Origin of the sequence: Bradyrhizobium sp. SUTN9-2, assembly GCF_003122645.1 — a bacterium.
Lineage (GTDB): Bacteria > Pseudomonadota > Alphaproteobacteria > Rhizobiales > Xanthobacteraceae > Bradyrhizobium > Bradyrhizobium yuanmingense.
Window position 1 is genome coordinate 5238290 of sequence record NZ_LAXE01000001.1, and the last position, 11127, is coordinate 5249416.

At 64.9% G+C, this 11127-nt stretch carries 10 protein-coding genes; 5 read left to right on the top strand and 5 right to left on the bottom strand.

All coding sequences use genetic code 11. From position 1 onward, the window contains the following. Positions 1-9: 9 nt before the first annotated feature. Both XF30_RS24385 and XF30_RS24390 read left to right on the top strand, forming a co-directional pair. Entirely contained in the window at positions 10-1299 is a 1290-nt protein-coding gene (locus XF30_RS24385) for an MFS transporter (protein ID WP_109144071.1), read from the top strand. Positions 1300-1419: 120 nt separating this feature from the next. After that, positions 1420-2163, top strand: coding sequence for a DUF72 domain-containing protein (locus tag XF30_RS24390; protein WP_051056846.1), 744 nt, complete (start codon positions 1420-1422; stop codon positions 2161-2163). A gap of 22 nt (positions 2164-2185) precedes the next feature. Here the strand turns inward: XF30_RS24390 and XF30_RS24395 are convergent, their stop codons facing one another. Beyond that, positions 2186-2353, bottom strand: a complete 168-nt coding sequence (locus XF30_RS24395) for a DUF2934 domain-containing protein (protein WP_081494475.1) — start codon at positions 2351-2353, stop codon at positions 2186-2188. 181 nt (positions 2354-2534) lie between these two features. Between XF30_RS24395 and XF30_RS24400 the strand changes: the two genes are divergently transcribed. Then, on the top strand, positions 2535-4004 hold the full coding sequence (locus XF30_RS24400; protein ID WP_109144072.1) for an FAD-binding oxidoreductase: 1470 nt from the start codon (positions 2535-2537) through the stop codon (positions 4002-4004). 78 nt (positions 4005-4082) lie between these two features. Here the strand turns inward: XF30_RS24400 and XF30_RS24405 are convergent, their stop codons facing one another. The 4 genes from XF30_RS24405 to XF30_RS24420 form a co-directional block, all read right to left on the bottom strand. Further along, positions 4083-4676, bottom strand: coding sequence for a hypothetical protein (locus XF30_RS24405; RefSeq protein WP_085974346.1), 594 nt, complete (start codon positions 4674-4676; stop codon positions 4083-4085). A gap of 279 nt (positions 4677-4955) precedes the next feature. Next, positions 4956-6653, bottom strand: a complete 1698-nt coding sequence (locus XF30_RS24410) for a GMC family oxidoreductase (protein WP_109144073.1) — start codon at positions 6651-6653, stop codon at positions 4956-4958. Positions 6654-6922: 269 nt separating this feature from the next. Further along, the gene (locus XF30_RS24415; protein WP_109144074.1) at positions 6923-8482 is read right to left on the bottom strand and encodes an acyl-CoA carboxylase subunit beta; all 1560 of its coding nucleotides are present in this window, start codon (positions 8480-8482) and stop codon (positions 6923-6925) included. After that, complete coding sequence (locus XF30_RS24420) at positions 8412-9386, bottom strand: IclR family transcriptional regulator (RefSeq protein WP_036034277.1); 975 nt, start codon at positions 9384-9386, stop codon at positions 8412-8414. Before XF30_RS24420 ends, XF30_RS24415 begins: the two co-directional genes overlap by 71 nt. Positions 9387-9481: 95 nt before the next feature. Here XF30_RS24420 and XF30_RS24425 point away from each other — a divergent pair, with 95 nt between their 5' ends. Further along, the gene (locus tag XF30_RS24425; RefSeq protein WP_109144075.1) at positions 9482-9703 is read left to right on the top strand and encodes a biotin/lipoyl-containing protein; all 222 of its coding nucleotides are present in this window, start codon (positions 9482-9484) and stop codon (positions 9701-9703) included. A gap of 167 nt (positions 9704-9870) precedes the next feature. Continuing rightward, the gene (locus XF30_RS24430; RefSeq protein ID WP_036001123.1) at positions 9871-11037 is read left to right on the top strand and encodes a TAXI family TRAP transporter solute-binding subunit; all 1167 of its coding nucleotides are present in this window, start codon (positions 9871-9873) and stop codon (positions 11035-11037) included. The last annotated feature ends 90 nt before the right edge of the window (positions 11038-11127 follow it).

Consider the following 11127-nt stretch of genomic DNA (forward strand, 5'->3'; position numbering starts at 1 on the left):
TGAGGCCCAATGATCTCGAACTGGCTCGCGGCAGCACTGTCCCGCCGTAACATTCATTACGGTTGGGTGATGGTCGGCGTGACTTTCCTCACCGCGCTGATCAGCGCCGGCACGGTCGGCGCGCCCGGCGTGTTCATCGTTCCCCTGCAGAAGGAGTTCGGCTGGAGCACGGCGGAGATCTCGTCCGCGCTGTCGATCCGCTTCATCCTGTTCGGACTGATGGCGCCGTTCGCGGCCGCCCTGCTCAACCGCTATGGCCTGCGCAACGTCACGCTGGCCGCCCAGCTGATCGTGGTCTCGGCGCTCGTGCTCTCGCTCGGCATGACGGAGGTCTGGCAGCTCATTGCCCTCTGGGGCGTGGTGATCGGGATCGGCACCGGCATGACGGCCTTGGTGCTCGGCGCGACCATCGCCACGCGCTGGTTCGCGGCACGACGCGGCCTCGTCATCGGCATCATGACGGCGAGCGTTGCCACCGGCCAGCTCGTGTTCCTGCCGCTGCTGGCAAGCCTCACCGAGCGCTATGGCTGGCGCCTCGCGCTCGGTCTCGTCTGCATCATGCTCGGTGTTTCCGCGCTGGCCGTGCTGCTCGCGATGCGTGACCGCCCCAGCGACGTCGGCCTGCGGCCGTTCGGCGACGAAGGCACCGCACCCTTGCCCGCGCCGCCCGTCAGCCACGGCTCGATCACGGGCGTTGCACTCGGCACGCTGCGCGACGCCTCGACGTCGATGACGTTCTGGATCCTGTTCGCGACCTTCTTCATCTGCGGCGCCTCCACCAACGGGCTGGTGCAGGTGCACCTGATCCCGATGTGCCTCGATTTCGGCATCCCGCAGGTGCAGGCGGCGAGCCTGCTGGCGGCGATGGGCATCTTCGACTTCTTCGGCACGATCATGTCGGGCTGGCTGTCCGACCGCTACGACAATCGCTGGCTCCTGTTCTGGTACTACGGCCTGCGCGGGCTCTCGCTGATCTTCCTGCCGTTCAGCGATTTCTCCTTCTACGGCCTCTCGGTCTTCGCGATGTTCTATGGTCTCGACTGGATCGCGACGGTGCCGCCGACGGTGCGGCTCACCGCGCAAAAGTTCGGGCCCGAGCGCGCCAATCTGGTGTTCGGCTGGATATTCGCCGGCCATCAGCTCGGCGCCGGCGCCGCGGCGTTCGGCGCGGGGTTCTCGCGCACAGTCTACCAGAGCTACCTGCCCGCCTTCTTCATCGCCGGCGCGCTCTGCGTGTTCGCGGCCCTGATCGTGCTGGCGCTGTCGCGGCAGCCGAAGCCGCAAGTGGCGATGGCGTGAGAAGGAACCACGTCTTCTGCCTTCCGGTTTGACAGAAGAAACAGAGCCCCGCAGTGTCGTGAAGGCGGGCCAAATCTTCCGACATGACCACGCCGCAAAGATGCCTCCTATGCTGTGGCGATGACAGACAGGCCTGGACGGACGCGCAAGCATGCCCTTCGGATTGGCACGGCGGGATGGAACGTGCCGTCCCAGCATGCGGATGCGTTCAAGGCCGAGGGCTCCCACCTTGAGCGCTACGCCTCAGTGCTGAACTGCACCGAGATCAACACGTCGTTCTATCGTCCGCATCGGCGCACGACATATGAGCGATGGAGCGCTGCGGTGCCGGCCGGCTTCCGTTTTGCGGTCAAGGTCCCGCAATCGATCAGCCATGCGCCGGAGCTGAGGTTCGATCGCGCGGACGTCGATCGGTTCTGCGAGGAGATTTCCGGCCTTGGGCAAAAGCTCGGCGTGCTGCTGCTGCAATTGCCTTCGTCGACAATCTTCGCAAGGCGCGGCGCCGGGAAGCTCGTAATAGCGCTGCAGAAAGGGGGGCAGGTGCCGGTGGTTTGCGAGCCACGGCACGCGAGCTGGTTCACCAGGCCGGCCGACGACTGGCTGGCGCAACGAGGCGTCGCGCGGGTGGCCGCGGATCCACCGCGTGCCGCCAATGGCGCTGCGCCCGGCGGCTGGACCGGGCTGGCCTATTTTCGGCTTCACGGTTCACCGAGGGTATATTATTCCAGCTATGACGCGGCTGCCTTGGCGGCGCTCAAGGTGCGGCTGGCCGGATGCGCGGCGGCGTCGGTCTGGTGCATTTTCGACAACACCGCTTCGGGCGCAGCCATGGCCAATGCCCGCCAGCTGGTTGAAGCCCGATAGCGCCAGACCGTTCGCTCGCGGATTACTCCGTGAAAGTCTTTGAGGATTCTTCGGCATTTGCGCCGGCGTCGTTTGATAATTCGCGCTCGGCTTCTCGCCAGAACTCGTCCTGGCGGCCCTCCGGCTTGCCTGCGAGTTCCCAAAGCTGGTGGGCTCTCACCCGGATGAGCTCCTCGTCAACCTTCGCCATGCGGCTCTCCTGTTGTGCCGAGAAGCAAACGTCGTGCTGCTGCGGACCGTTCCAAGCGGTCAGGCCGACCCAAACTCCCACACGCGTGGCGCATTGCCGTTAGACTCGGCAGCCTAAACGTGGACAATGGCTGCGGCGCTTCGCGCGCTCAGTACACACAAAGATGTGCCAGAGGAAACAAATGCCGCTCCCGACGTCCCTGCCCACCATCCCGACCGCTCCCATGACCGAACCATTGCGCGATGCGTTGCGCGCGATCGTCGGCGACAAAGGCCTGATCGAGGACGAGCGTGGCAAGCAGCCGTTTGTGACGGATTGGCGGGGATTGCTGGTCGGCAACGCCGGCGCCGTCGTTCGCCCTGGCAGCACCGAGGAGGTCTCGAAAGTGGTCCGGCTCTGCCACGAGCACGGCGTCGCGATCGTGCCGCAGGGCGGCAACACCGGCCTGATGGGCGGGGCGACGCCCTGGCCTGCGCACACCGGCATCGTGCTGTCGCTCGGCCGGATGAACCGCGTGCTGGATGTCGATCCCGTCGGCTATTCGATGACGGTCGAGGCCGGCTGCGTGTTACAGACGCTTCAGGAGACCGCAAGCGAGCACGACCGCTTCCTGCCGCTGAGCCTCGGTGCCCAGGGCTCCTGCATGATCGGCGGCAATCTCTCCACCAACGCCGGCGGCGTGCAGGTGCTGCGCTACGGCAATGCCCGCAATCTCGTGCTGGGGCTCGAGGTCGTGCTGCCGAATGGCGAGGTCTGGGACGGATTGCGCGCGCTCAAGAAGGACAACACCGGCTACGACCTCAAGCACCTGTTCATGGGCGCCGAGGGGACGCTGGGCATCATCACCAAGGCCGTGCTCAAGCTGTGGCCGGCACCGAAGGACGTCTGCACGGCGTGGCTGGCGATCCGCGATCCCCGCGCGGCGCTGGAAGTCCTGTCCGAGGCGCACGCGGCATCCGAGGACAATGTCGGCTCCTGCGAGCTGCTCAGCCGGGCGGCCATCGACCTTTCCCTGCGCCACATTCCCGGGACGCAGGATCCGCTGAAGGCGGATACGCCCTGGTACCTGCTGCTGGAATGGTCGTCGGCGCGCCCGCGGCAGGACGGAACCGAGGGCATGTCCGGCAAGATGGAGCAGTTTCTCGCCGATCAACTCGAGGCCGGCCGCGTGCTGGATGCGGCGATCGCGCACACATTCGGTCAATCGCGCAACATGTGGCGCATCCGCGAAGCAATGGCGGAGGCCTCACGCGCCGAGGGACCGGGGATCAGTTTCGACGTGTCGGTGGCGATTTCAGGGATTCCGGAGTTCATCGACAAGGGCCTCAAGGCCGTGCTCGACATTCTCCCGACCATCCGGCCCTATCCGCTCGGCCATATCGGCGACGGCAATCTGCATTTCTCGTTCATGGGACCGAAGGGCATGGACCAGCAGACGCTGAACCAATACGCGCCCGCCATCACGCGCGCCGTGAACGATCTCGTCACCTCCATGGGCGGCTCGATCTCGGCGGAGCACGGCATCGGCATCGACAAGCTCGACGAGCTCAGCCACTACCGCTCCAAGACCGAGCTCGACATCATGCGCACCATCAAACGCGCGCTCGATCCGCACAACATCATGAATCCCGGCAAGGTGCTCCGGCTGTGATCGGCTCGGCGTTCGGCGTTGGCGGGTCGCAAAGATGTTGCGACCCGTCCGCCGTTTTTGGAGCGCTATCCGCTGCCCTCAAGCCACCGAGCCGCCGCGCGGGTTGACAATCGTATACCCTCGCAGCGAACGCGCGTGGATTCGCGTCGCGCGCCCACCCGAGTTGGCGTCATAGGCCATCCAGACGTCGCCTCCGAGGTGCTGTTCAAGGACGAAAACGTGTCCTCGTCGCGCAGCAACCATTCCCGGTGCGGGTGATGTCCTGGGAAAGCGGAGCCAATTGGACGCAAGATTCAATTCCGGCACGATACGGCCGAACACGCGCAGAGCCGCGCCGCAGCCGCAGAACGACGAAGGGCAACCGGCCGGACGGCCACCGACAATGCGAGCGCCGTGGGCACCGGAGACGGCCGCCGGCGTGGTCGTGCTCCCAGCATCAGTCACCGTCAGTTGTGTCGAGCGGTACGCTTGCAGTGTGGACCTGGAAATCAGCGAAGATCTGGAAGCCAGTGAGGGCCTGGCAACCCGCTCGCGTCGCGTCTGCGAATACGAGAAGTCGCAGGGCATGGTGACGTTGCATTCAGGAGCTTGATGAATGCGATAAGGGCGCGCTTCCGAAGCGACAGAACCCAGGGCAACGAAGACGCACGCAGAAAATACTCGCTTGAACATTGCAGGACTCCAAATGAGAGACCCTGCCCCGGGCAAAGAGACCAATAACAGTTTGGCTGAAATGGGCCTAAAGCGCGGCTGAAACTGGCTGCGATCGCGCGCCACGACTGCACGATCTCATAGCCTACACGTAGCGCCTGAGATGATTAACTCGCAGCGCTCGAATGCTCGATCAGCGCGTCAAGCTGGCGGCATGCAACCAAGTCGGACCGCGCGAGGCAAGTATCCATCAGCGCTCCTCCTCCCCGCACTGCCAGGATCGCCAGAACTCGCTGCCGCTCATTGCATCATTGCGGCCGCGATCTTCTCCGCTGACATCAACACCGGAAAGTTGGTGTTGGCGCATGGCACCACCGGGAAGATCGAGGCATCGACGACGCGCAGGCCCTGCACGCCCTTGACGCGGCCCTGATTGTCGACCACCGCCATCGGATCCTCAGTGCGGCCCATGCGGCATGAGCACGATGCGTGCCAGACGCCGATCGTCGCCTTGCGCACGAAGGCTTCCAGCGCCTCGTCGTCGTTCATCACCTGATCGAAGGTGAAGCCTTCGACGACGAAATTGTCGATCATGTAGTGACGCAGCGCCGCCGGCCCGTCCATCAGGGCCGCGGCGATCGTGGTGAGAATCTTGTTCCTGGTGTTGACCACGCCGATCTTGCGGACGCGATCGGTATAGGCGGCCGGAAACGGCTTGTCCGTCACCTTCCTGACCACCTCGCTCATCTGGATCGCCGCCATCTTGCGGAAACCGCTCATCAGGCGATCGAGATCGCGGCGGTCGGACAGCAGGTTGAACTCGACGATCGGCTCTGCCGAGGGATCGCGCGAGGCGAGCTTGACCTGTCCGGTCTCGGAATAGGTCTTGTTGACGAAGGTCAGGAGCGAGCCGATCTGCGCGCCGACGGCGTGCCAGGCCGATTTGCTGATGACGACGACGAACATGTCGCCCTTGGGCACATCAGGCAGCCCGGAGGAGTACCGCAGACCGAGCTGCATGTGACGCCTGGTGTGCTCGTTCATGCGCGCGCCGCGGCGAACAAACGACGACAGCGAGATCGAGGGATGGTCCATCAGGCGCTGGCCGACGCCCGGCAAGGCCGCCAGCACGGGAATGCCCAGATCCTTGAGGTGACCGACGGGACCGATGCCGGCGCGGAGCAGATGCGCCGGCGAATGGATGGCGCCGCTGGAGAGGATGATCTCGCGCCCGCGGAATTCCTGCTCGCGTCCGTCGACCATCGCCTTCACGCCGACGCAGCGCGTGCCTTCGAACAGCAGCTCTCGCACCTGCGTGTTGGTCGAAATCGCAAGGTTCGCACGCGCGCGGGTGTCGCGATCGAGATACCCCATCGCGGCCGAGACGCGCTGCTCGGCCTGATTGGAATGCGTCACCGGGAAAAAGCCGTCGACGAATTCGCCGTTCTGGTCGGCCACGAATTGATGGCCGGCCTGCTGGAAGGCCTGCGCGAACGCCTCCGAATGCCGCGTCCAGTGCTCGCGCGGGATGCGGCGAACAGGGATCCTTCCGTCCGTGCCGTGATACGGTCCGTCGAAATCGAGGTCGCGCTCCACCTTCTTGAAGAACGGCAGCACGTCAGCCCACGACCACCCCTCGGCGCCGCGCGCCTCCCATTCATCGTAGTCGGTCGGCGCGCCGCGGTTGGCCATCTGCCCGTTGATCGACGAGCCCCCGCCCAGCACGCGCGCCTGCTCGTATTTGCGCAAAGGAGGCCGCGACTCCTCGGGATTGTTGTGGCTGACGACCTGGGTCGTCACCTTGAGCTCGGTCCAGTGAAAGCGCGGATCGAAATAGGCGGTGCCGGGATAGCTGTCCCTGATTTCGGCTGGCTCGTTGCCGGGTGGCGTGTCCTGACCGGCTTCGCAGAGCAGGACCTTGTTGGCGCTCCTGGCGGAGAGCCGGTGGGCCAGCACGGACCCCGCCGAGCCGCCGCCCACGATGATGAAGTCGTACACGATTGGCGCTTCCTCTTGTTCTTGTTGGCGGAGCTTAGCGCGTTATTGTTTTGCCGTGGAAGTGTCTTGGATTGTGTCGATGCCGCACCTCGTGTCCCGGACGCACTGCTTCAAGCGTTGCGGCGCTGAGCCGGGCCCAGGAAGCTCCAGATTCGCTGTGGCATGGGCCCCGGCTCTGCAGCGCACCGCTGAACTGGACGATGCTTCGCATCGCCAGGGCAGCGGCGCGCTGCGTCGGGGCACGAGCGTCATGACTTGGCACAAGGATGCTACGGCCTGATCGTCATATTCTCCGGCGGCCCCGGCTTTCGCAGCGGCTCCGCGAGCCGGGCAAACTCGCACAGGAGCGATCGCGTCTTCCTGGGATCGATGATCTCCTCGACCCAGAATTTTTCGGCCGAGCGGAACGGCGAGCGGAGCTTGTTGAGCCGCTCCTCGATCTCCTTCAGCTTAGCCGCCTTGTCTTCCGCCGCGTCGATGTCGGCGCGGTAGGCGGCTTCGATGCCGCCTTCGAGCGGCAGCGAGCCCCAATAGGCCGAGGGCCAGGCATAGCGGATCGAGAAGCGGTCGGCCGGCTGGTGCACGACACCGGCGACGCCGAACGCATTGCGCAGGATCACGGTGCACCAGGGCACCGTGGTCTGGTTCACCGCCGCCATGGCGCGCACGCCGTGGCGAATGGTGGCCGCCTTCTCCGCATCGAGGCCGATCATGAAGCCGGGGCAATCCATGAGATAGACGACCGGCAGGTGGAAGGTCTCGGCGAAGTCGACCCAGCGCACCACTTTCTGGCAGGCATCCGCGGTCCAGGATCCGCCATAGTGGAAGCTATCGCTGGCGAGCAGCAGCACCGCCCTGCCCTCGAGCCGCGCGAGGCCGACGATGATCGGCTTGCCGAAGTTTTTTGCGACCTCGAAGAACGAGCCCTTGTCGACGACGGACTCGATGATGGGCCGCATCTTGTAGACCTGCTTGCGGTAGCGCGGCACCGCGTTCATCAGCGCTTCGTCGCTGCGTTCAGGACTGTCCGTGCAGGGCAAGGTCGGCGGCAGCTCGTAGACCGATGACGGCAGGTAGGAGAGGAAGCGCCGCGCGCAGGCGAACGCCTCCTCCTCGGTGTCGACCGCATGATCCACCGCGCCGGCGCGGGTCTGGATGTCGGCGCCGCCGAGCTCCTCCTTGGTAAGGTCCTGCCCCAGCGCCTTCACCACCGGCGGACCCGCGACGAACATCGCGGACTTCCGCGTCATGATGGAATAGTGGCTGGCGGCAAGACGCGCGGCGCCCAGGCCCGCCACCGAGCCGAGGCCGAGCGCGACCACCGGCACGCGCGACAGATTCTCCGTCGTGAAGCGATACCAGCGCGTGCCGCCGATGCCGCCGGGCAGATTGGCCGCGCCCTTGGTCTCGATGGTCTTGACCGAGCCGCCGCCGCCGGAGCCTTCGATGATGCGGACGATGGGCAGCCGGAAATCGTGCGCCATCTCCTCCGCCATCAGCGGCTTGGCCGAGATCGACGCATCCGCCGAGCCGCCGCGCACGGTGAAATCGTCGCCGACCACGACCAATGTGCGGCCGTCGACGCGCGCGCGGCCGAACACGCAATTAGCCGGCGTGAGCTTCTTCAGATCGCCGCTGGAATCGTACTCACCGATGCCGGAGACGGCACCGATCTCGTGAAAGCTGCCTTTGTCGATCAGCTTGTCGATACGCTCCCGAACAGTCAGCCGGCCCTGGTCATGCTGTCGCTTGACCTTGTCAACGCCGCCCATCTCCCGCGCGAAGGCTTCGCGCCGGGCGAGCTCGTCGAGTTCCGGCTTCCAGTTCATTCACTCCCTCCGAATGGATCGGCTTGTTATTGTTGTGCACGGCCATGGCGACCGGCTTGCGCGAGATGCGGTTGTTGAAGGCGTCGCCTTCCGCGCCTTCCATCAGGCTGCCGAGCGAGCGGCCAAGCTGGAGCATCAGCGGTGCGACTTCGTCGTGCAGACGCTGCTCGTCATACATCGCCGACAGAAGACCGATCGTGATGACCACGAAGGTCTGGTACTGCGGCGACCAGATCGGCACCGCGAGACCGTTGATGTGCGGGCTCCAGAGGCCGCAGGCGACGACATAGCCGCGCTCGCGCAACATCTGCCGGTTGGCCTCGATGCGGGGCTTGAGAATCTTCGCAGCTTCGGGGGCTTCCCGCTCCATGTCCGCGACGAAGGCATCACCGACTTCCGGCGCGAGCGCCGCGGTGTAGGCCGCGCCCGCGGCGGTCGAGGCCATCGAGATGCGGCTGCCGGTGCCCTCGTGCAAGCCGAGCGCCGTCGCCGAACGCGCGAACTGGAGATAGACGAGATGGAAGCGGTCGGGGACGACGAAGCCGACCGTGCCCGGCAGCTGCTCGGCGACTTCCTGCAGCCGCTGGCGAATCATGCTGCGCAGCTGCGCGCCCTTCATCATCGAAGCACTCATCGCCACCGCGCTGGGGCCGATGCGATACTTCTGGTCGCGCGGGAGATACACGAGCTGGCCCATGCGGGTCAGCGTATGCGTGAGCCGCGATACCGTCGAGCGCGGCAGACCGCAGCGATTTGAAATCTCGAGATTGCCGAGTCGCGCCTCGTGGCCCTCGAAGCATCGCAATACGTCGAACGCGCGCGACACCACCTGGATCACATCACCCTCACCGGCTTCGCCAGCGAGCGCACCTTGCCTGCTCAACCGCTCCGAACGTCGTCCCATGATCCCTACCGTTGTGTTCCGCTGTGCGGAATTAAATTCCACTTGCAGACGACGCTACCTCAGGCATTTTGCGACGACAACAAAAAGGCGATGGCATGCCAGAAATTAAGATCGTCACGGAGGTCGCGGGACGCATCTGCGCAACTCCCGTGCAAGTTGGAGGAACCGTCGCGGATGGCGATGACGTTGTGGTGGTCGAAGCGATGAAGATGGAGATCCCAGTGCCCTCGCCCGCAAACGGCACCATCACATCGCTTCTGGTAAAGGTCGATGACTTCGTTGCGGAGGGACAGGCGATAGCGATCGTCGCGAGCTGAGCGTCTTATCCGGTCTTTTCCGCGACAATGTGTCAGTCGCATTCCCACGCGCGCTGTATGGCGTTGCCATCGCTTGATCGCGGTGACATGATCGGTTTCAAACAAAACGTTGTTTCAAACAAAGAATGAAAATCTTCGCGGCAAAGCGAAGATCATTGGAGGGAAACATGCTTCGTGGGCTGCTCGTGCTCGCGCCTGCTCTGGTGGCGGGCATTTCTTTTGCGTCTACACGCTATTCGTTCGCCGAAGACATCAAGCTGCCGGCGACATTGACCTTCACCGCCTATGACACCGGCACCGCCGGATTCAACATCGCGGTCGGCGTCGGCAAGATGATGAAGGACAAGTACGGCACCGACGTGCGCGTGCTCCCCGCAGGCAACGACGTCGCGCGCCTCGCGCCGCTGCGCGCCAAGCGCGCGGTTTCCGCGGCGATGGGGTCGGGCACCTACTTCGCGCAGGAAGGCGTGTTCGAGTTCGGCTCGAAGGAATGGGGTCCGCAGCCGCTGCAGACCCTGCTCTCGACCGTCGACTGCAATTGCGCCTCGCTTGCGGTGGCCGCCGACACCGGCGTGAAGGAGCTGAAGGACCTCAAGGGCAAGCGCGTCGGCTTCGTGGTCGGCTCACCCGCGCTGAACCAGAACTCGCTCGCGGTGCTCGCCTTCGCCGGGCTGACGCAGAAGGACGTCAAGGCTGTCGAATTCGCCAGCTACGGCGCGATGTGGAAAGGGCTGATCAACAACGACGTCGATGCCGCCTTCGGCACCACCATCACCGGTCCCGCCAAGGAGGCCGAGGCTTCGCCGCGCGGGTTGATCTGGCCGCCGCTGCCCGCCAAGGACAAGGAAGGTTGGGCGCGGATGCAGAAGGTCGGCTCGTTCTTCTTCCCGCAGCTTGCGACTTGCGGTGCCGGCATCTCGCCGGAGAAGCCGATCGAGCTCGGCAATTATCCCTACCCGATCTTCGTCGCCTACGCCTCGCAACCGGCCGACCAGGTCTATGCGATCACCAAGGCGATGATCGTCAACTACGACGCTTATAAGGACTCCGCGCCCGGCGCCGGCGGACTCGCGGCCAACCGCCAGACCAAGAACTGGGTGGTGCCGGTGCATCCCGGCGCGGTGAAGGCGTTGAAAGAGGCCGGCCAATGGAGCGATGCTCAGGAGGCACACAACAACCAGCTGATCAAGCGGCAGGAGGTGCTGGCGGCCGCCTGGGCCGATTACGGCAAGTCCAATCCGCCGTCGGACGACAAGGCGTTCCTCGAAGGCTGGACGAAGGCGCGTGCCGCGGCGCTAGCGAAAGCGGGCATGCCGAACGGGTTCGAGGAATAGAGCGAGGTGTTGTTAGGCGTGATCGTTGCCTCGCGAGAAGTGCGCCCCCTCTCCCGCTTGCGGGAGAGGGTTGGGGAGAGGGTGCCTCCG